The organism is Rhizobium sp. GCM10022189 (genome assembly GCF_042656325.1).
GTDB lineage: Bacteria > Pseudomonadota > Alphaproteobacteria > Rhizobiales > Rhizobiaceae > Rhizobium.
The window spans coordinates 79735-99974 of sequence record NZ_JBHSOR010000046.1 but is presented as its reverse complement, the minus strand read 5'-3'; the positions used below and the strand labels follow the sequence as shown (position 1 = coordinate 99974).

The 20240-nt window shown below is 53.2% G+C and carries 19 protein-coding genes; 6 read left to right on the top strand and 13 right to left on the bottom strand.

The window, feature by feature from the left end:
* Positions 1 to 6: 6 nt before the first annotated feature.
* From ACFPWW_RS18680 to ACFPWW_RS18620, 13 genes are read right to left on the bottom strand one after another with little or no spacing between them, the layout of a single operon-like run.
* On the bottom strand, positions 7 to 861 hold the full coding sequence (locus ACFPWW_RS18680) for a class I SAM-dependent methyltransferase (protein ID WP_113413997.1): 855 nt from the start codon (positions 859 to 861) through the stop codon (positions 7 to 9).
* Between the two features lie 8 nt (positions 862 to 869).
* Complete coding sequence (locus ACFPWW_RS18675) at positions 870 to 1451, bottom strand: acyltransferase (protein WP_377312892.1); 582 nt, start codon at positions 1449 to 1451, stop codon at positions 870 to 872.
* The gene (locus ACFPWW_RS18670) at positions 1448 to 2539 is read right to left on the bottom strand and encodes a glycosyltransferase family protein (RefSeq protein WP_113413998.1); all 1092 of its coding nucleotides are present in this window, start codon (positions 2537 to 2539) and stop codon (positions 1448 to 1450) included. The genes ACFPWW_RS18675 and ACFPWW_RS18670 overlap by 4 nt, the downstream gene beginning before the upstream one ends.
* Before the next feature lie 4 nt (positions 2540 to 2543).
* Positions 2544 to 3905 (bottom strand): oligosaccharide repeat unit polymerase, encoded by a 1362-nt coding sequence (locus ACFPWW_RS18665; RefSeq protein WP_377312891.1) that lies wholly within the window; start codon positions 3903 to 3905, stop codon positions 2544 to 2546.
* Complete coding sequence (locus ACFPWW_RS18660; protein WP_377312890.1) at positions 3895 to 5058, bottom strand: N-acetyl sugar amidotransferase; 1164 nt, start codon at positions 5056 to 5058, stop codon at positions 3895 to 3897. Before ACFPWW_RS18660 ends, ACFPWW_RS18665 begins: the two co-directional genes overlap by 11 nt.
* Positions 5051 to 5809 (bottom strand): HisA/HisF-related TIM barrel protein, encoded by a 759-nt coding sequence (locus tag ACFPWW_RS18655; RefSeq protein ID WP_377312889.1) that lies wholly within the window; start codon positions 5807 to 5809, stop codon positions 5051 to 5053. Before ACFPWW_RS18655 ends, ACFPWW_RS18660 begins: the two co-directional genes overlap by 8 nt.
* On the bottom strand, positions 5809 to 6420 hold the full coding sequence (hisH, locus tag ACFPWW_RS18650) for an imidazole glycerol phosphate synthase subunit HisH (RefSeq protein ID WP_377312888.1): 612 nt from the start codon (positions 6418 to 6420) through the stop codon (positions 5809 to 5811). The genes ACFPWW_RS18655 and hisH overlap by 1 nt, the downstream gene beginning before the upstream one ends.
* A complete protein-coding gene (locus tag ACFPWW_RS18645; protein WP_377312887.1) occupies positions 6421 to 8019 on the bottom strand; it encodes a lipopolysaccharide biosynthesis protein in 1599 nt (532 codons plus the stop codon).
* Positions 8016 to 9119 (bottom strand): DegT/DnrJ/EryC1/StrS family aminotransferase, encoded by a 1104-nt coding sequence (locus ACFPWW_RS18640; RefSeq protein WP_112704371.1) that lies wholly within the window; start codon positions 9117 to 9119, stop codon positions 8016 to 8018. Before ACFPWW_RS18640 ends, ACFPWW_RS18645 begins: the two co-directional genes overlap by 4 nt.
* A 47-nt stretch (positions 9120 to 9166) precedes the next feature.
* Positions 9167 to 9658, bottom strand: coding sequence for an acyltransferase (locus ACFPWW_RS18635; RefSeq protein WP_113500800.1), 492 nt, complete (start codon positions 9656 to 9658; stop codon positions 9167 to 9169).
* Positions 9655 to 10719 (bottom strand): Gfo/Idh/MocA family protein, encoded by a 1065-nt coding sequence (locus ACFPWW_RS18630; protein ID WP_377312886.1) that lies wholly within the window; start codon positions 10717 to 10719, stop codon positions 9655 to 9657. Before ACFPWW_RS18630 ends, ACFPWW_RS18635 begins: the two co-directional genes overlap by 4 nt.
* A gap of 31 nt (positions 10720 to 10750) precedes the next feature.
* Entirely contained in the window at positions 10751 to 11869 is a 1119-nt protein-coding gene (gene gmd, locus ACFPWW_RS18625; protein ID WP_377312885.1) for a GDP-mannose 4,6-dehydratase, read from the bottom strand.
* Positions 11870 to 12865, bottom strand: a complete 996-nt coding sequence (locus ACFPWW_RS18620; protein WP_377312884.1) for a GDP-L-fucose synthase family protein — start codon at positions 12863 to 12865, stop codon at positions 11870 to 11872. It lies immediately after the preceding gene.
* Positions 12866 to 13399: 534 nt separating this feature from the next.
* On the opposite strand from ACFPWW_RS18620, the gene ACFPWW_RS18615 reads away from it, so the two are divergent.
* From ACFPWW_RS18615 to ACFPWW_RS18590, 6 genes are read left to right on the top strand one after another with little or no spacing between them, the layout of a single operon-like run.
* Positions 13400 to 14575, top strand: coding sequence for a class I SAM-dependent methyltransferase (locus tag ACFPWW_RS18615; RefSeq protein ID WP_377312883.1), 1176 nt, complete (start codon positions 13400 to 13402; stop codon positions 14573 to 14575).
* The gene (locus ACFPWW_RS18610; RefSeq protein WP_377312882.1) at positions 14572 to 15393 is read left to right on the top strand and encodes a phytanoyl-CoA dioxygenase family protein; all 822 of its coding nucleotides are present in this window, start codon (positions 14572 to 14574) and stop codon (positions 15391 to 15393) included. Before ACFPWW_RS18615 ends, ACFPWW_RS18610 begins: the two co-directional genes overlap by 4 nt.
* Positions 15394 to 15397: 4 nt before the next feature.
* A complete protein-coding gene (locus tag ACFPWW_RS18605; RefSeq protein ID WP_377312881.1) occupies positions 15398 to 16345 on the top strand; it encodes a glycosyltransferase family 2 protein in 948 nt (315 codons plus the stop codon).
* Between the two features lie 39 nt (positions 16346 to 16384).
* On the top strand, positions 16385 to 17278 hold the full coding sequence (gene rfbA, locus ACFPWW_RS18600; RefSeq protein WP_377312880.1) for a glucose-1-phosphate thymidylyltransferase RfbA: 894 nt from the start codon (positions 16385 to 16387) through the stop codon (positions 17276 to 17278).
* Positions 17271 to 18419, top strand: a complete 1149-nt coding sequence (rffA, locus tag ACFPWW_RS18595; protein WP_113414011.1) for a dTDP-4-amino-4,6-dideoxygalactose transaminase — start codon at positions 17271 to 17273, stop codon at positions 18417 to 18419. Before rfbA ends, rffA begins: the two co-directional genes overlap by 8 nt.
* Positions 18416 to 20221 (top strand): hypothetical protein, encoded by a 1806-nt coding sequence (locus tag ACFPWW_RS18590; protein WP_377312879.1) that lies wholly within the window; start codon positions 18416 to 18418, stop codon positions 20219 to 20221. The genes rffA and ACFPWW_RS18590 overlap by 4 nt, the downstream gene beginning before the upstream one ends.
* The last annotated feature ends 19 nt before the right edge of the window (positions 20222 to 20240 follow it).

Genomic DNA, 20240 nt, shown 5'->3' with positions numbered 1-20240 from the left:
TCTTCTCTATCTGGGCCTCGTGGCAATGAAGGAGTAAAGTCGTCCGGGCCGATTGTCGAATGTCTGCGCGATCCGCAAAATAGCAGCCCAGACGAGGCCGAAATGTAATACTGAGGAAGCGATAGCGCCGATCACGGGCAGTCTGGTACCGAGCCGTTCACCCATTTCTTTCCTTAGGTCGTTCTTGGTGTAAGGAGCGAAATTTATCGCGCTCGCGAGAGGCTTAAGCACCTCGTCCATCTTAAAACCAGCAGAAACGATGGCATTTTCATACTCGGCCAACAGGAACGCATTTTCTCCACCGTAGAGCCTGTGGAGAGGATGCTGATCAAGAAACACCTGAAGATCGTCTTTTGATGAAATGACATGCTCCCGCACGGCGATGAACCGGCCGCCAGGTTTCAGGACACGAAAAAACTCCCGACACGCAGCTGCGAGATCCGATGTGTGGTGCAAGACAGCTCTCGCAAAGACGACGTCGAACGCCTCGTCAGGAAACGGCAACTTTTCAGAGAACTCTTCGACCGCCTCGATCGGCAAACCAGTTTCCTGCGCGAGACCCTTGATCGCTCCTGAACCCACGAGGTCGCTTTTGTCCGGCTCAAGAGCAGTGACGTCGAAACCTTCCTTTGCCAGTGCGAAACTTGCGATACCTCTACCTGCGCCTATATCAACCGCCCTGCCCCGCTGATCGGGAAGAAATCCACGGATCACTCTCCACTCATCGCTTCGCCAATAACGTTCGGCCGCCTTTGAAAGGGGGTCGTCGTAATAGGCATCGATAACGAGCTTCTGCTGGTCGGGTTGTTCCCGAAGCCATTGGACGGCTTTTTCCCATGTATCCAGCTGCTGCGATGTCATCGTCTATCCTAGGTTAACGCCGCTTCCGGCGTTATGTGGCGAATGATCCGGGCCGGGTTGCCAGCAACAACTGTGTAGGGTGCTACGTCGCGCGTTACAACGGCCTGGGCTCCAATAACCGCACCTTCGCCGACTGTCACTCCCTTCAATATGCTGGCCCCAAATCCGATCCACACTTTATCTCGGATGATGACTGGCTTAATCGAAACTCCGGACCAATCCTTGCGACCCAAACCCCAATCGCGAACATCGTTTTTTCGCAGTCCCCAATCCTGGGAATGGGAGTCGTGATCCACGATCGTCACACCCCAGGAGATAATGACATCGTTTTCAATTTGAATGTCTGAATGACACACCAAATGGCTTGATCCAATATAACACCGATCGCCAATGCTGACACATCCATTCGGATCGTCGAAACTGATGATGCAATTTATGATGCTGTTTTGACCAATTTGAACCGTGCCGCCCCGAATGGACCGCAGCGCCAACCAGCGCACGGTACTCCGCGGTCCCACAATGAATCGACTTTTGCGTCGCACCAGAACGCCAGCCACCATGTCGATCATTGCCAAAGGTTTCAGCTTCATGCGATCTCGATAAGACGATTGAAATGTTGCCACTGAGCTTCCTTGTTGTACATCGTCTTGACAAGAGTGTGGCCCCTTGCTGCGACGGACAGCAGGCGATCCCGGTCTGCAAGCAGTTCGCGTAGGACTGATACTGCGGCTTCGGTGTTGTCATACGTCACCATACTCTCCCCATCTATCATGCCATGAGGGTAGTTGCCGGCATCCGAAACCATTGCTGCACCACAACCAAGTGTTTCCCAGCAACGCATGTTGCCTCTGTCCGGCCCGGCCATATCCACTGCACCATTTAGCACGATCTTTGAGTGCGAGATCGCCTTATACAGGTCGCGTCCGAATACCGCTGGCTGTGAAACGGCTCGAATGCTCCTTGGTCGTTTGTGCTTACTAATCGGTGGCAGCCAGCCGATCGGGCTCTCCGCGAGACGCGTAAGACGTGAGCGGTCCAGGTGAAACACGATCCGGAATTCGTTGCAGAGTTCCGAAACCGCCTCAAGAACTTCAGCACGCTTTCGATGATGGCGAGTATAGCCCCCAACAAATAAGACGTCGATCGGCCGATTGGTGTTGGCAGCGTATTGATCCATTGCAGGATCGTGCGCCGGAGCAAAATACTCTGCATGCCATCCGCGCTTGCGATAACCTTCCAAAATCAACGGAAAATTGCAGATGATGAGATCGTAAGCCCCGAAATCCACATTGCCGGAAGGAGCAGCTCTCCACATGATCGATTTGCGAACGCAGCCTGGCAGCTTTTTTAGAAATTCGCTGCCATAGCGCATGGGATCCATGTTGTAAAAAATTTCTGTTCGGTGATGCTCTATCTGGGCAAGAAGAATTTCTTCCATAGTGGTCGAGTTTGGAAGACCATTTTCCGCTGCCCAGAATTTCTGAAGCCTCTCGTCATCGCCATTCGTAAAGAATACATCCTCGGTTGATTCGGCGGGAGGCTTTAGGATGTGGCAAGCCCCGTAGGAGTCGTTCAGAAACGTTTTCAGCCGCTTCTGGAACTGCATGTCATTCTTCGCAAGGCGGTCGAGCCGAGGCAGATAGGATGCGTAGACACCGGAATTCTGGAAAATGCGCATCGCTCTAGGCCTGCTCAATACGAGCCATGTTATTGAAACTTTTCGAATGGCCTTTGGTAGAGCGCCACTTGAAGGCGGAAGATATTCCCATCGTCAACGGAACCACCAGCACCAATCCACCTGTGACCATCGCTGTCTGCAATGCCGTTGAAAGCATGATGAAGACGCCATATTGGCCGAGGGCCAGGCCAGCAATCGTCGCAGCCGTCTTCCCTCGCTTTAGGATTAGCTGAATATCGAGCCATCGGACGAGAAAGCCTGCGAGAACGGAGTAACAAAGGATGCCTGCCCAGGAAAAGTCTGCCCAGGCGTCCGCAATGAACATGGCAGTTGTGGTCGATCCCGTGACGCCGCGATGCACGGCACCAACCAGCAGATAGGTGGGTGGCGATGGTTGTGACTGCAGACTACTTACCAACCAGCTGAATTGGCTACCCCAGCTGTGTGGAAGTACGTTTGGTATTGCGGCGAAATACTCAAGCAAACTTTCGTTGACGATCATGAATATGCGATAGAAAAGGAAATCAAGCGTTGCGCTTATGCCGCTAACCTCGCGAACAGCCACCGCCGTCATCGCTCCAAATAGAACAATGCAAATAGCAACAAAACCCAGTACCACTCCCAACCGTACCCGCAGCGATCGACGCAAGTACTCAACGACCATCAGCTGTAGGACGAAAATCGCCAATGGCGCCTTGCTTAAGGTTGCTGCTTTTTCGAAAAGTACAACAGCAATGAATGCATATGCCACGAGTTTAAGCCGAATGGCGTCCTCTCGCAGCAACACAAAACAGCAGAATGCCACATACGGGAACACATTATTGTTTAAGAGATTCAATAGATAAAAGCGGCTGCCGCCATATTCACGACGCATCGCTATCTTCTCGAACTCAAATGCGTCCGATGAGAAGTAGGTTATAACATGCGGGATGCTGTTTTCGACGACGATAAAAAAAACGAGAACCATCACGCCTGTAGCTGCTACGACCTCAATCCGCTCGGCAACTCCTCTTGGGATACGGACGGTCTCGCGGCTCCAACTGCTGATGGCATCTTGCATCTTCAGTCGACTGCTACCGAAAACGCTGTCCGAAAGCACCATTCCGGCACATATGCCGCAGAAAGATAGTGCTAGTGCCAGGTCGAGAGAGGGGATAACTTCCCATTTTGGCGCGGCAAAGAGGATCGTTGTAAAAAAGGCGGTTTCTGGTCCCCACACCCGCGTATAGTAAAGATAAAGCGGACCGTGCAGAATAAGCATCAGCCCAAGCAGCAGCGAGGAGAGGGTGAAATTGACGCCAATATACCGGATGTAGAACACCGCCGATATTGCAACCGTGATTAAGAAGATCAGGCTAGTCGACATCCGCTACCTTTGCGGCCGTGTGACGCGCGGTTGGCGTGAATTTTCTGGTGAAATTACGCAATTCCATCAGTATTTTGTGCAGTATCATGCCGTTAGGATAATGCGTATGGGGAATCGGCGGCGATGCGATGTAGTTTTGCAATTGCTGTTCGGATAATCCCAGCTTTTTGGCGATGAATTTGGTTTCCCTGCGTGCTTCTCGTTCCGGTATTATTGGCTTTGCAATCTCTGCCAAGGCATCGTCGCGGGTCATCTGTCCTGCCACAATCAGGCTCGAAAGATGAAGCCTTCTCTTATCGAAGTTAAATTTCGCGGGTAGGTAAATGTCTTGGTAGAACTTCGTAAAACGTGACTCGCTGTGTTTGCTGCCGTATTCGCGCCAGCCGTATTCGCGCCGTAGTTCCTGCTGTGCCTTCTCCTTGTCGTAGTCGAAATAGTTCAGCGGTCGATGAATCGTCAGCTGCTTCCTTACCCGTGTCATCCAGATATATTCCGGAAAACTCATGAATGGGTAAGTTGAAAGTGTCGTCGTGCCGAAGCGCTTCTGAATGGCGTTTGCGTGCGTGCCATCGATAGATGGGTAGCCGAAGCCGGGAGGAACGACCGATTCTGACGCGAAGTTGACGCCGCTCAAGAAGTGGCGAATTCCGAACTTGGCAGCTGTGCGGTAGAGGGTGGAAAAGAACGCATGGTCCTGGGGGATGTCCTGGTTGAGGACGGATGCTTTCAAGAAGGAGACCTGAAGATCCCGCATTTCCTGCCATTCTACAACATAGGTGTGAAGGTCGAGATCGAGTTTCCGCACCAGCCGCTCGATGTTGTGGACGGCAGGCTCGGAGTTCCAACCGCCATCGACATGGACGGCGAGCAAGCGGAGGCCGTGCTTGCGACTGGCGAGATGGGCGAGAAAGGCGCTATCGATACCGCCGCTAAGCCCAACCATTGCGTCATAGGGCTTATTCTTTCCTTCCTCCTTTAGCATGGCGACTAGTCGCTGCATTTTTAGATCGCCCTCTGGGCCAGGCAGCCATTCGTGCGGTTTTCTGGCCAGAGCGTCGCGGCAGCAATTGCACTGACCGTTCGCGTCGAACTCGATCACCGGATTGGAATCGTCCATAACGCAGAAGGAGCATATTCTTTGCATCTCACGCATGGGTGTCGCGCTCCATTCCCTCCAGCATTTCCGGATCCGGGTAGTTGACCAGAACGGCGCGCAACCCGCCGACAAAGGTAAAAGTGCTTCCGGACGCGGCCGCCGAGGCGCCTGCACGCAAACCCTCAGTCAAGTGTTCGTAGTTTCCCGCGCCACCAAGTGCAACGACCGGGATGCTTAACCTGCCGGTTACCAAGCTTATGAGTTCGAGATCATAACCAGATCGTCTTCCGTCGAGTGTTTTCGATTGGAGGATAATCTCACCGACGCCCAGATCCTGAAGTCGAAGGCAGAACTCCACCGGATTCTGCGGCACATCAGCATTCGGCCGGAAGCATTTTGCTGCAGCGCCTCGTCCCTGGACGTCCACACAGACAACCAGCGCCTGACTCCCCAGATCCGCAGCAATCCCCTTTAGCAACTCCGAGTCGCCGGCTCTGCTCCCGATGACGAATTTTTCGACACCGAAGCGATTCAGCTCTTCACATTCCTGTGGCTTGCTTATTCCGCCGCCATAAGCCAGTGGCATGAAACATTCGGCTGCTAATTCGCGCATGAATCCAATATCGGGTCCGCGACCCCTTCTGGAGGCATCGATATCGAGGATGCATATTTCATCGACCTCCTTCTCGTTGAAGAGCCGCACCACATTGAAGGGATCGCCGACATAAGTCCGCTCTCCGAACTCAATTGTTTTGACGAGGCGATGTTTTTCGTCGACCAGCAGAACTGGGATCAGCCTTTTTCTCATCAGATCTTCTCGAACGCTTCAAGCACGCGCATGCCGAAGCGATGGCTCTTTTCCGGGTGGAACTGCACCCCGCTTATATTTCCCGAGCTAACGGCACAGCAGAGTTCTTGACCGTAATCGATCGTAGCCGTGACATCCTCAGCGTTGTCGCATTGCACATAGTAGCCGTGGTCAAAGTAAAAGCGTTCGTTTTGCACAGCCGGATCGAAAAGATCACTTACGCGAGACGGTTTGACTCCAAGCCAGCCAATATGTGGCACTTTGAGAGGCGATTCAGGCGGCAGTGCGATCCGAAGCACATCCGCCGCTATCCATCCAAGGCCGGGTCGAGTGCCCTCGTCGCTTCCGCGCGCCAGCAGCTGCATGCCAAGGCAAATGCCAAGAACGGGAATCTGCCGCTTCAATACGGCCTCGTTGAGCGGTGCGATGAGTCCCCTCGCTTGCAGGGTTAGCATCGCCTTGTCGAAAGCGCCTACACCTGGAAGAATGAGCTTGGAAGCGGTCCTGATCTTTTCGGGATCTCCGCTTGCTTCGGCATCGATCCCGAGATAATCCGCCATATTGATGATTGCACCAATATTACCAACACCGTAGTCCACTACAGTGATCACTCAGCGCCCTCTCTTATGTCTTGCAAGACTAACTAACATATCAAGATGCCGATCTATGATTGTGTTTCTAACGGACCGATAAATCCGCGACAAGATAATACGCCCGGTTTTTGACGCCATGGTAGTGAACACAATCGCAGCTGCGACGATGACGAAGAATAAGGTATAAGCGAGGCCGAGCAGGAACCAATTGCCGATCCATCGGAATTCCATTTGGTAGAAAGCAATCGACAGTGCGGAACCGACAGCAGATGGCCCAAGGGTGCTTGCAAACATCTGCTCAAGGCTGAACGCTGGGAAGAAACGCTGGCGGAGCACTATGAGGGTAAGGCCAGAGCGCACGGTGGTTGCCGCCAACAGGCCATAGCCCGCTGCGATGGGGCCGAAATATCCTATGAATGCGATAGAGAACATAACTGTCATCGCGGAATATGCCAGCGATACTGTGGTTGCGATAGCATTTTTTCCCATGCTTGCAGCATAGTAGAAAAACACATTGTAGCCGCAGCCGATCAAGCCTCCCAGAATAAGAACCTGCAACAGATGGCCAGCAGCCTCAGCCGTCTCTTTGCCGACCCAAAGAGTGAGCAGGGGGCGCGAGAGGATTGCAATCGGCGACAGCATGATTGCGCCGAATGCTGCGTTAACCCACGATGAGCTGAGGAAAAAATCAAACCGTTCAGATTCACTGCTGGCGGCCATGCTGCCGAAGCGGGGGAAAAGTACCTCGCAGGCTCGTATCGTGGCAATGTAGCCGGCCTCCTGCACGCGGTTGCAGATATTGTACTGTCCCACCACGGCAGCAGGAGCCAGAGACGCAAGCACATACCTGTCCATTTGATTGCCGAGAATACCTGCAAGTTGGGATAGGCCTTGCCATGTCCCGAAATGCAGCAAAGCGCTCAGCTCATCACCTGTTTTTGGGCCAGCGGGCTCGTCCCGGGCCAAGAGGTGGCGCGTGACAAGCAGCCATCCCAGCGCAGAAAGGATGAGGCTGCCTGCAAAACCGGAGAGGTAGCCGTTCAGTGTCGGGATGAACCAGGTACATCCCAGGGTAAAAAAAACCGTTGCAAAAGAACTCCAGGCGGAAGCCTTGGCGATGTTCTTGAAATGCTGACGCCCCACCGAAATGGCCTGCAGCACCAAGGAGAACTGCTGGGCAAAAATTCCGGTTGCCGTGATGAGGAACGGAACCATGAAATTTTGAGAATTGGAAGCCTCAGGGCTCGCAAGCCCTCTCATGATCCATGGGCCGATCAGGATAAGCGCCATGCATCCGATCGACGATGCGATCAAGCAGGTCTTCAATGCGATGGCTGCCACATGAAATGCAGCGCTATATTCTCCGCGTCCCGTTCTTGTCGATGTTTCCCGGACAGTCGCCTGACCCAAGACCGTACCGATGAGTGTAAGGGGCGCTGTGATCGCAATGACAATACCTGCATTACCAAAATCATGCAGTCCGATCCAGCGGACTACAAATGGAACGGTGGCCAAATTCGCGATAAGTGTGAAAACGAAAGCTGCCATATTCCAGCCGGAGTTGCCGAGGAGGCTTGAGCGCGCCTCTCTCTGGCCACCGGTTTGCGGCTTACTCACGCGGCAAATTCCCTGATGACATCAGCCACATAAGCGAGCTGATTTTCGGTCATCTCGGGGAATATTGGAAGCGACAGGATCCGGGATTGATTGTGGAAAGCGTTGGGGAAATCCTCCGGACTGTGCCCCAGATGCTCGTAGGCGGGGAGGAAGGGCAGTGCGACGGGATAGTTTATGACTGTCTGTATGCCGTGATCGTTCAAGTAGGCGGCAAAGGTGTCGCGGCGCTCATGCTTGACGACGAAAAGATGGTAGACATGCGTTCTGCCAGGTGCAGTTTCGGGCAGCTTCAGTCCACCGACATTGCCAAGAGCCGCGGTATAACGCGCAGCAATCTCTTGCCGCTTTGCTGTCCATTCGGTGAGGTGAGGTAGTTTAACAGATAGAATTGCCGCCTGCAGCCCGTCGAGCCGGCTGTTGATGCCTTCGATCCGGTGATCACCTTTGGTCAGGCCGCCGTGACGGGCAAACATTGCCATTCTGTCGGCAAGAGATTTGTCCTTGCAAGTAATGGCCCCGGCATCGCCCATGGCGCCAAGGTTTTTCCCCGGATAGAACGAATAGGAGGCCGCATCCCCAAAACTACCGATCAGCCGTCCATCGATCTGCGCAAGATGTGCCTGGGCGCAGTCCTCGATAACCCACAGGCCATGTTTGCGGGCAATCGCCATGATCGCGCCCATGTCGGCGGGCTGCCCATAAAGGTGAACGGGAATGATGCCGACTGTGCGCGACGTTATTTTCTCCTCCAGCTTCGTCGCGTCTATTGTGAAGGTTGAGGCATCTGTGTCACAAAAGACCACCTTGCCACCGGCCTGCGTAATCGTTTCGCTGGTGGAAATCCAGGAATGTGCTGTCGTAATGATTTCGTCGCCGGGCTTTACGCCCAGCGCATGCATAGCGATATAAAGCGAGTCCGTACCATTCGCACAGGAGACGCAGTATGGGGCGCCAACTGCGACGGCGAATTCTTCCTCGAACTTCTGAACGAAAGGACCTCGAATGAAAGCCGAGGACTTGATGACCGCAGCAATCGCAGCATCGACCTCGTCCTTTATCGACAGATATTGCAGATGGAGATCGGCGAAGGGGACTTTCATGATGTCGTTCTCGATATGTCGATTGATGTTGATGCATCCGCTGTATTTCAGGTCTCGGCAGGCCCCGGTCCCACGGGACGTATGAAGCGTGCCGGGTTGCCGACGTAGATGCCGGCAACCTTAATATCACGGGTCACGACCGCTCCAGCGCCGATAACCACATCGTCACAAATGGTCACCGGCAGGATTGTGGCATTTGATCCGATGGATACTCGATTTCCTATACGCGTTTCCTTCCAGAGTGTCCGGTTCCCTCTTGCCGGCCCCCCGTTGGAGAAAAGATCGTTGATGAACATCACCCCGTGGCCGATGAAGCAGTCCTCGCCTACCTCGACAAGCTCGCAGATGAAGCTATGCGACTGCACCTTGGTACGGGCGCCGATCCGAACGCCCTTCTGGATCTCGACAAAAGGTCCAACGAAACAGTCGTCGGAGAGCGTACATTCGTAGACGTTGGCAGGCTCAACGATCTTGACGCGATCGCCGCAGGTAACATCTCGGACCTGCGCCTTCCAGAGTGTTGGCGAACGACCTGTCACGAGGATCGGCTTCCTAGTTTCGAATGTTTGACCTCCAGGGGCAGGTTCACTTCCTTCTGCGATGCAATCGATTCATAGAGCGCCATGATGAGTTCCAGGCTCTGCCGGCCCTCATGACCATCGACAAGAGCCTTGGTGTCATTCGTCAGGCAATCAACGACATGTTCATAATAGGCCTGGTGCCCGAAGCCATAGACATTGGGCGGATTGACCGAATACTTTTCCATGACTTCAGCGTCTGTCACATGATTGTCGCCGAATTGCCAGGTCCGGATCTTGTTGACCGCAAAACCTGCAATTTCCACTGATCCTCCCGCGCCAAGAATGGAAATCGAGCCCTCGATATCCTTGGGACGTGTTGCCGAAGTCGCTTCGATGATCCCAAGAGCACCATTGCGGAATTTCAGTGTGGCGACGGCCGTGTCTTCGGCCTCGATGTTGACAAGGGCTGTTGTCGCGCGAGCATGAACGCTCTCGACTTCGCCCATGAACCACGTCAGCATATCGATGTGGTGGCTCGCTTGGTTGGCGAGGACACCCCCGTCATAAGCCCAGGTGCCACGCCAGCTATCCTGATCGTAATAGCTTTGGTCGCGACACCAGCGAACGCGGACGGTGCCAAGGACAAGTTTTCCGAAACGGCCAGCGTCCAGCGCTTCGCGTGCCTTCACTACGGGAACGTTGAAGCGGTTCTGCTTGACGACGAAGAGGCGCACACCATTGGCGTCGCACGCCTTGATCATCGCCTCAGCGTCCGTCAGCGTCAGCGCCATCGGTTTCTCGACGATGATGTGCCGCTTATATCTGGCCAATGCGATGACATGTTCAGCATGCATGCCGCTCGGCGTCAAAACCGAGGCGACGTTAATCTGCTCGTTCTGCATCATCTCGTCAAACGACTGGTAATAGGGTACACCGAAACGTTCGCCGAATTCCTTTGCCTTTTCGAGAACAATGTCGCAAACCGCGGCCAATCTTGCACCTGCGATCTGCTCAAGACCGAGCAGTTCAGAATGTCTTTTTGCGATCCGCCCGCAACCAACAATAGCGAAATTTATCACGATCTCTTCCCTGATGATTTTGGGTCAGTAGTTATTCGGTGCTGACCCTGACGTCAAACCCGTGGCGTTTGAGCAGGGCGTGTCGCTTTGCTTCCACAAGGTCGTGCGAGACCATTTCACTGCACATGTCTCGCGCAGAAATTTCCGGAACCCATCCGAGCAGATCGCGGGCCTTGCTTGGGTCCCCAAGCAGAGTTTCGACTTCGGCAGGACGAAAGTATCGAGGGTCGATCTTGACGACAATGTCGCCTGGTTTCAGCGCCGCCGCATCGTTTCCGGAAACGGATTCCACAACGCCTTGCTCTTCCAGGCCGCTTCCCTCAAAGCGCAACTTGATTCCAAGATCTGCCGCCGCCCACTCAATAAACTGGCGCACGCTATATTGCTTGCCAGTTGCGATGACGAAGTCCCGAGGATGTTCCTGCTGGAGCATCATCCACTGCATGCGGACATAATCTTTTGCGTGCCCCCAGTCGCGCAACGCATCAAGGTTGCCCATGTAAAGGCAGTTCTCAAGGCCTTGCGCGATATTTGCCATCCCGCGGGTAATTTTTCTTGTCACGAACGTCTCACCGCGACGGGGGCTTTCATGGTTGAACAAGATGCCGTTGCACGCATACATGCCGTAGGCTTCGCGATAATTCACCGTAATCCAGTAAGCGTAGAGCTTTGCGACTGCGTAGGGACTGCGGGGATAGAAGGGAGTCGTTTCCCTCTGCGGCGTTTCCTGGACGAGTCCATAGAGCTCGCTGGTGCTGGCCTGGTAAAAGCGCGTCTTTTTTTCAAGGCCCAAAATCCGGATCGCTTCCAAAAGTCGCAATGTCCCTAGGGCGTCCGTATCGCCAGTATATTCAGGACTTTCGAAGCTGACGGCCACATGACTTTGAGCTCCGAGGTTGTAAATCTCGTCAGGCTGCGTGTCCTGGATTATGCGGATGAGATTGCTCGTATCCGTCAGATCTCCGTAGTGTAGCTTGAACCGCATGTTCTCGTTGTGCGGATCTTCGTAGATATGATCAATTCGTTGCGTATTGAACGAGCTCATGCGCCGCTTGATCCCATGGACCTCGTATCCTTTCGAAAGAAGGAATTCCGCAAGGTAAGAACCGTCCTGGCCGGTAACGCCGGTTATGAGTGCGACTTTGCTCATCTATGCGCCCCTCTCTCGGGATAGGAAATCTTCGTAAGCCAACTTGAGCCCTTCCTCGAGGTTGACTTTCGGCGACCAACCCAGATTTCTTGCGATTTCGCTGTCCATCAGTTTTCGAGGCGTGCCGTCGGGCTTGTCTGTGTCGAGATCGATCCTGCCGGTGAAGCCGACGATCTCGCTTATGACGGTTGCAACTTCACGTATCGTCACATCACTTCCATAGCCGACATTGATATGGCTTTGCCCTACCGGCATCAGTCTCTTGTAGTCTTCGTGAGGCAAAGTCATGATGTGAACACTCGCGGCAGCCATGTCATCGACGTAAAGGAACTCCCTTAGCGGCGTACCGCTGCCCCAGAGCGTCACGCTTTGGGCCCCCCTGACCTTCGCCTCATGGAAACGCCTTATCAGAGCGGGAATGACGTGGGAATTCTGAGGGTGGTAGGAGTCACCGACGCCATAGAGATTGCTCGGCATTACGGCGCGGTAATCGACGCTATGGCTGTCACCATATTGCCGATTATAGCTTTCGCAGAGTTTAATCCCGGCGATTTTTGCAATGGCGTAAGGCTCGTTGGTCGGCTCTAGGGGACCCGTCAAAAGTGCGCTTTCCTTGATCGGTTGATCGGCGAGCTTTGGATAAATGCAGCTCGAGCCGAGCAACAGCAGCTTCTTGACACCCGTTCTGAACGCTGCGTCGACCACGTTAAGCTCCATCATCAAATTGTCGTAGATGAAGTCAGCCGGGTAGGTATTGTTCGCATAAATGCCGCCGACTTTTGCGGCAGCAAGGTAGACCTCGTCAGGTCGTTCTTTTTCGAAGAACCTTCGGACGTCCGCCTGTTCGATAAGATCGAGTTCTTGGTGCGTTGCCGTCACAATGCGATCGGCCGGATGGCCGTCAGCCAACAGTCGCCGTACGATGGCGGAGCCGACCATCCCCCTATGTCCTGCTACGAATATCCTGGGAGGCCGGATCATCGTGTGCCCATCCATCTAGTGCTCGTCGAGGCCTTTGAGCCTGCCAATCTGCAACTGCAGCAGCGCCGACCTGAGGCGTGCAACAGATGTCGGTCTCATTGATTGTTCCGGCCCGAAATGTCAATCGTCGGTCCCTAAGCGTCAAGGTTCATAATCTGAAGCTGTGCTTGGCAGAAGTGGTGGTCTTCGACAGTTCCCGCAATTCCTCGATTGCCGGCTTCCGACGTTTGACGGCTATTTGTGATCACCAGTGGGTTCAGTTCCACCTGATTGCTACAGCGCGTTTAAAAGTGCCAGCGAGGAACGTTAACCTGAACCGGATTGCGACTTCGCGACAGGCCTGTGAGATGCATTGCGTACAAAACCCGCTGGCGTGATCCGAATCCCGTACACTGCCTTGCTCCTCGTGCAGGCACCCAAGCGCTACAACTACCCACAAGCGCAACTTGTAAACGGTTCGCCCGGGGTCGCCGATATAGTATTACGGCTTGCAAGTTGCCGGCAAGGTGCGATATGGGCTTCGCGTAGCCCCGGTGCGGGAGATATGGCTTGACAGAATACAATCATATATGCCCCGCATGCGGTTCCCCTGACTGTCATGTTTTGCCTGTTCCGCACCCGACACGCTCGATGATCAGCGATGGGGCCGTTATAGGCAAGCCATTAAAGCGATCCAGTTGCGCGAATTGCGGTCATGGCTTTCACTTCGAAAGCATTTCGGAACGGGACGTAAGAGAAATCTATGGCGAGAATTATTCTATCGGTCTGAGGGACACGGCTGCAGAGGTCGAGAGATCCCTTGAATACGACCGGCAGGTGAGAGTGTTTCTTGCAGGGCTTGTCGGTGAGGTGAATTTTAAGACGATTATTGAATTCGGGTGCGGGAGCGGCACGCTTCTAAATTCCTTGACAACCAATCTCGAAGCAGAATTTGGGATTGGGGTAGAGCCCAGCGGCAAGGTCGCGGCATATGCCCGTTCCATCGCTGGTGAGCGCATTTCCATCCAGCAGGGCTTCGCAGAGCAGTTTGCTCATACTGCGCAGAAGTATACTTTGTGCCTGTCTGTAAATGTCATAGAACATGCAAGCAATCCGCTCTCCTTCCTGCGGGCCTGCGCCCGAACAATCGACGAAACAGGTAGAATTCTCGTCGTATGTCCGGATGGAGAGACGGCCGGATCGGAATTGCTTTTCTATGATCATATATCAAGCTTTTCATCGACATCTCTGGCCACGATCGCAGCAAAAGCTCAGTTGACAGCCGTTGCGAATGCGCCTCTGACCGGTGTATTGAAAGGCTTTAGAATTTACCTTTTCCAGTTGGCGGCGACACAGGTGGGGCCGTCTTCTGAACACTTCCATTTTTTGGCCAACCAGCGGGCCGAGTATCTGCGGACATGGAGCAAGATTGCGCGCGCAATCGATCAAATGTCATCTGGTCAAAAATATGGTGTTTTCGGAGCGGGCGAATATTGCGACCTACTTCATGCCTATTGCCCATCGGTCATCGAGGGAGCCATGTTCTTGGTCACCGATCGCCCGGTCGGTAGCCAGCTGTACGACAAACCAGTGATTTCAACTGAAGAGTTCCTGAATTCAGTCCCGATTTCTTTGGTTGCCGCTGTTCACGAACGAAATTGGCGGGTAGTTCATGACCGGTTCGAGTTAGCAGCTGTGCCGATCATTCATCCTTTCGAAGTTGTAAGTCAGGGTGCAATACGATGACAGAGATCTCACGCTACGGAGTCCTTGAAACTACCAGCGCAAGTGACGTCTATGACGTTCTGGCTGAGGAAGTCAGGCTCCTCGGGTACAGCGCTCTAGACGCAGCCTTGTCCGAAAGCGAGCTTGACAGATATTCCAACCTTTTTGATGAAGCCGCGACACGGTATGGTGCCGACGCTTCTACAAAGGATTACAATCTTGAGGATATAAACGAGCGCGACACAGTTCGGCTTCTCCCGACGATAAGTCCGATTTTTTGGAACATCGTTTTTGACGAACGGCTCCATCAATTGTTATCGAGGCTGTTGGGAGGGTATTATATCCTGAATCAGGTAAATGGGCTTATTAACCGCGGCCATCAGAGCAAGTACCATCAGGCTCAATACCATCGGGATTTGCCGTACCAGCACTTTACGAGTTCACGTCCCCTCGCGATCAATGCGCTTTTCGCCTTAGATGACTTCACCATTGAGAATGGCGCCACTCGCGTCATTCCTGGTAGCCATCATCGTGAAGCATTTCCGTCCGACGAAGTTGTTCGGCGTTTGGAAAAGCAAGTCACCGTTAGGCGTGGGACCTTCATTGTTTTGGACTGTATGGTGTATCATGCAGGTAGCACCAATCTGACTGTCAGAGATCGCCGGGCCATCAATCACGTATTTACGATCCCCATGCTTCGGCAACAGTTTCACATTCCGTCTGTAATTGCCGACCCTTCGGCCTTTTCCGACCAGCAGAAAAAGATTCTTGGTTACGGATTGGAAGAGTATCGCTCTGTCGATGACTGGCTTAGGTCTAGGAAGACGAAAGCCGTATAAGATAATGACGTGCAAGCTTTCGATAGTCACCACACTTTACCGTTCTCGAGAGACAATCGAGGAATTTATCCGACGCGCCATAGCCGCGGCCGAAGCAGTCACCGACGACATTGAAGTCGTGATCGTCGATGACGGTAGCCCGGATGATTCCGCGGCAATCGTTCGGAGGAGCGTTGACGCTGATCCTCGTATCTTGCTGGTTGAGCTGAGTAGAAACTTCGGCCACCACCGCGCGATGCTCACTGGGTTGGAGCATGCCAGCGGCGATCTTGTCTTTTTGATCGACAGTGATCTTGAGGAGCCACCGGAGCTGCTTTCGGAAATGGCCAACGTCCTGCGAGAAAAATCCGTAGACTGCATCTATGGATTACAACGGAAGCGTAAGGGTGGTTACGTCGAGAGGGTATCTGGGCGACTGTTCTACTGGCTTTTCCGCACTTTGAGTGACGTCGGCATCCCAGAGAACGTGTCGACGATGAGATTGATGACCCGTCGATATGTCGCTTCGTTGCTTCGCTTTCGGGATAAGAACCCTGTCTTCGTTCCGCTCAGCATTCTTGCGGGTTATCGTCAGGCACCATTCGAATTTATCAAGTCCAGCACGTCGGAAACGACTTACTCCTTCGGCCGAAGGATTGCTCTCATGGTTCTCGCAATTACAACGTTTTCAGCGCGACCGCTCATGCTGATGCTGTTTTTCAGCCTCATCCTGGCCGCTTCAGGCTTCCTCTACGGCAGTTATGTTGTGTTGAGCGCGTTAACTGGGCCGGTTCAAGATGGGTGGTCATCGCTGATGGCGGTAGTGGTGTTTTTCTTCAGTTTGAACGCGGTCTTCACCGGGCTGATTGGGCTTTATGTGAAACAGATCCTCGAGGAGGTGAAAGACCGGCCTCGTTCGATCGTCCAGGAAATTTACTCACATAGAAGACCGTCCGAGACGACGCGCGTCTGATCGGCCGATCAATTATCCGGTGTCCCTGAGGAGCAAAAGTTGTTGAAACGAAAAGGCATAGTCCTCGCAGGAGGCACAGGTAGTCGACTATTCCCTCTCACACTGAGTGTTTCGAAGCAGCTCCTGCCGATCTTTGACAAACCGCTGATATATTATCCGCTTTCTGTCTTGATATTGGCAGGCATCCAGGAAGTCCTTTTTATTACAACGCCAGACTCGGCAGAGTCATTTCGCAGCCTGCTGGGCGATGGCTCCCGATTTGGAATGTCGTTTGAATATGCTGTGCAGACGGAGCCACGCGGCCTGGCTGATGCCTACAAGATTGGGCGAAATTTCTTGAACGGTTCACCGAGCGTTTTGATCCTTGGTGACAATATTTTCTTTGGGCATGATTTTCAAACCCACCTTGCGAGAGCTTACGCGCGAAAAGGCGCGTCAATATTTGCCAGCTTGGTCAAAGATCCTGAGCGCTTCGGTGTGGTTCAAGTTGACGAGAGGGGTAAGGCTCTTTCCGTCGTCGAGAAGCCATCGAAACCATTGTCACGATGGGCAATAACGGGGCTGTATTTCTTGGACGAAAGGGCGCCCGATTTTGCAGAAGAAGTGAAACCTTCGGCTCGCGGAGAGATTGAAATTGTTTCCATCCTTGAGCGCTATTTGGCTGAAGATGAATTGAGTACCGAGATGCTGCATCGCGGTTTTGCATGGCTTGACGCAGGCACTCACGAGAGCCTGCATCAGGCGTCGGATTTCGTTAAAACCCTCCAAGATCGGCAGGGCTTGCTGGTTTGTTCGCCCGAAGAAATAGCGTTCCGGATGAAATTGATCTCGCTGGATCAATTGTCCCGACTCGCCAACGACCTCAAACAGTCGTCATACGGGCAAGCTCTGCAGGCAATTGTGCAGCAGGAAGCGGGATCATATCATGGCTGAAATTCCTTTTAATCGGTCCCCACTTCTTGGCAGAGAAAAAGCATATGTCGAAGACGCGATCGGACGACGTCGCCTGAGCGGTGACGGTTTTTACACCAAGTTGGTTTCTGAACATCTCAAGCAACGATTGGGTGCAGCGGAGGTTTACCTCACGCATTCCTGCACAGCCGCACTTGAGATGGCGGCGCTGCTTATTGACCTAGGCCCAGGTGACGAGGTCATTATGCCATCATTCACGTTCACTTCTACAGCGAATGCGATCGCACTGAGAGGTGCCAAGCCAGTTTTTGCGGACGTTTCAATAGGATCGATGAATATCGATTTGGATGAAATTGAAGCACTGGTAACCCCCGCCACAAAGGCAATTCTCGTCGTCCACTACGCCGGTCGTGTCCCTGATATGGATCGAGTGAACGAATTCGCGCGCAAGCGTGGACTTGTCGTTATTGAAGACGCGGCGCAATCCTATGGCTCCCATTATAAAGGGTCTCCTGCAGGAACGCATTCCGCGCTATCGACGATAAGTTTTCACGACACGAAGAACGTCACTGCGGGCGAGGGTGGAGCACTGGTGATCAACGATCCTCGATTTATCGAGCGAGCGGCGGTGCTGCGCGAAAAGGGCACAAATCGACAACAGTTCATTCAGGGACAGACCGACAAATATACGTGGATTGACTTAGGCTCATCTTATCTTCCATCGGAGTTGATTGCGGCATTTCTGCTCGGCCAACTTGAGTGTTCAGACCAAATCACGGATGCCCGCAGGGATCATTGGAAAAGGTACCGGGAAGGATTCGAAAGGTTGATGAACCGATTCCGCCTGGGGCTACCGGATCAAGAAACAGCTGACCAGCCGGTAAACGGCCACATATTTCATATTCTGCTGCGGGATGCCCGCCATCGACCAGTATTCCTTGAGGAGATGAAGGCGCGGGGCGTTAACTGCACGTTTCACTATGTTCCCTTGCACTCGGCACCGGCCGGCATCCGCTTCGGGGTTGCGCCTCGCGGATGCCCAGTTACAGAAGATGCGGCTGCCCGTCTCGTCCGTCTTCCGCTCTTTTATGAGCTGACGCCCCAAGATATTGACTATATCCTATCTCAAGCAACTTCGGTACTCGGAAGTCTCGAAAATTGAATCGCGCGCTTTCTATCAGAGCAAGTTTTTTGCGATTAAGAGGCCTTGTGAAACGCTCATTTGAACAAGAAACATTGCCGCTCGCTGTTGCTTGGTCAATGTTTGCAGCACTCCTCTTCTTTATTTTAGTTCGACTTGATGCCGGCGTTGATATAACTGACACAGCGTTCTATCTTATCAGCGTAGCACGCCACGCACAGATTATAGCGCAAGTGACACTGTTTGGTGCGTTGTGGGACGGGATATCACCTTTCTCGTCAATCTACTGGAATCGAATTCTCGCTCTGGCCCTGATTGTGGTCTCGAGTTCGTATCTCGCGTGGGCCGCAACCAAGTATGTGACATCATCCCAGCCTGCACATCGGTTCCTATTTGTCAGTCCGCTCTGTGCTGCAACAGCACTCGCGTTCTACAATTTTTGGCTACCGGACCCTTCTTATGACTTAATGAACCTGATCCTCGTGAGCACGGTTTTAGGTTCCTTTTTTCAACTCATCGACCTCTTCGGCAAGGCAAAAACGCCAAGTGCTCGCAGTGTATTGCTGCCAATGGTGATTTTGGGTGCAGCCGGGCTGAGCCTTGCATTGGTGAAGGTAACGACAGCCGCGTTGATTGCGCCATTGGTCATTATTTGCCTTCTCTGGACTGCGCGTCGTGTAACCGAAGCAAAGGTGTGGATCGCCTCAATCGCAGGCGCGCTTTTGGGAATTGCTCTTACGGTACTGCTGCTAATATCAGTCGGCCTTTACCCCGCGAAAGCGATCGATGTTCTCATCGAGGGATATTACGTCGCCCAGATGATCACAGACCCTCATTTTAATATCCTGGGATCTTTGAGAATACACGCCGGGGACATCCGAAGTGTCATCGAAGGGAATCCGTACCTTCTTGTATCCTTTATCCTGCTTGGGGTTCTTTCGACCGTTGTGGCGCCATGGCGGACAACGATGTTTACTGTCCTACCGTGGATAAGGGGTGCTCAAGCTGCGACGTTGATCGTTGTTATTGTCATCCTGTCTTTTGATGGAGCGTCGCCGCAAGCCCGACTGTCAATGCTCGGGTTGCTGGCGCAGATGATGGTGATTTGCTCCATTGCAGCGAGTGACGTCAAAGCTGACATCCGTAGGCGTGCTCTGTCTGTCGTCGGGGTCGCGGCCTATGGGCAGATGGCTTACTGCTTCGGGACGAATTCTCCTTGGTCCAATCTGCTTTCCTTGGCTACCCTTCTGGCGTTAATCCCCGCAGCGGTGTTTTATGGAACGCTAGCGCGATCGAAGGTTATCTATGCACTCGCATTGGTTGGCGGGTCGGCGCTCATTACTGCGACCTCGATAGAGCGAAGTCCGTACCGATTGAACTCGACATTTTCCGCGCTGACAGAGTCTGTTGAAATCGGCCCAAATAGCGAGCCATTCAAGGTTAGTCCCGCTTTGGCGCGGTTCTATCGCAATCTCCAGGATGTCAGGGGCAAATATTTCGGCCATGGCGATGTCCCTGTTCTTCTTGACATGACCGGCAGGGCGCCGATGGCTGCCTATCAACTCGGTGCACGGATTCCTGGAACGGCGTGGACACTAGCGGGATATAGCGGGAGTTCTGATTTTTTTCGGTACTTCGTGTCAAGGCTCTCTGATGCTGATCGAAGGGCTGCGTGGCTACTTGTGCCGGATGGGACGCACCCAGGTATTCCTTTGAGCCTCCTGCCTCAGTTGGGCATCGATTTTCCGGGACATTACGTGCCGGTGACTGAAATTCCGATCCCCTTCATTGATGGGCACGCGATCCTGTATCGTCCTGGTTGAAAATTTGCACGTCAGTATA

What these genes read in the sequence shown, in the direction of transcription:
- ACFPWW_RS18675 (WP_377312892.1), bottom strand. Translation starts at nt 1,451, where the DNA reads ATGAAGCTGAAACCTTTGGCAATGATCGACATGGTGGCTGGCGTTCTG.
- ACFPWW_RS18655 (WP_377312889.1), bottom strand. Translation starts at nt 5,809, where the DNA reads ATGAGAAAAAGGCTGATCCCAGTTCTGCTGGTCGACGAAAAACATCGC.
- ACFPWW_RS18660 (WP_377312890.1), bottom strand. Translation starts at nt 5,058, where the DNA reads ATGCGTGAGATGCAAAGAATATGCTCCTTCTGCGTTATGGACGATTCC.
- ACFPWW_RS18670 (WP_113413998.1), bottom strand. Translation starts at nt 2,539, where the DNA reads ATGCGCATTTTCCAGAATTCCGGTGTCTACGCATCCTATCTGCCTCGG.
- ACFPWW_RS18665 (WP_377312891.1), bottom strand. Translation starts at nt 3,905, where the DNA reads ATGTCGACTAGCCTGATCTTCTTAATCACGGTTGCAATATCGGCGGTG.
- gmd (WP_377312885.1), bottom strand. Translation starts at nt 11,869, where the DNA reads ATGAGCAAAGTCGCACTCATAACCGGCGTTACCGGCCAGGACGGTTCT.
- ACFPWW_RS18605 (WP_377312881.1), top strand. Translation starts at nt 15,398, where the DNA reads ATGACGTGCAAGCTTTCGATAGTCACCACACTTTACCGTTCTCGAGAG.
- ACFPWW_RS18680 (WP_113413997.1), bottom strand. Translation starts at nt 861, where the DNA reads ATGACATCGCAGCAGCTGGATACATGGGAAAAAGCCGTCCAATGGCTT.
- ACFPWW_RS18620 (WP_377312884.1), bottom strand. Translation starts at nt 12,865, where the DNA reads ATGGATGGGCACACGATGATCCGGCCTCCCAGGATATTCGTAGCAGGA.
- rffA (WP_113414011.1), top strand. Translation starts at nt 17,271, where the DNA reads ATGGCTGAAATTCCTTTTAATCGGTCCCCACTTCTTGGCAGAGAAAAA.
- ACFPWW_RS18610 (WP_377312882.1), top strand. Translation starts at nt 14,572, where the DNA reads ATGACAGAGATCTCACGCTACGGAGTCCTTGAAACTACCAGCGCAAGT.
- ACFPWW_RS18640 (WP_112704371.1), bottom strand. Translation starts at nt 9,119, where the DNA reads ATGAAAGTCCCCTTCGCCGATCTCCATCTGCAATATCTGTCGATAAAG.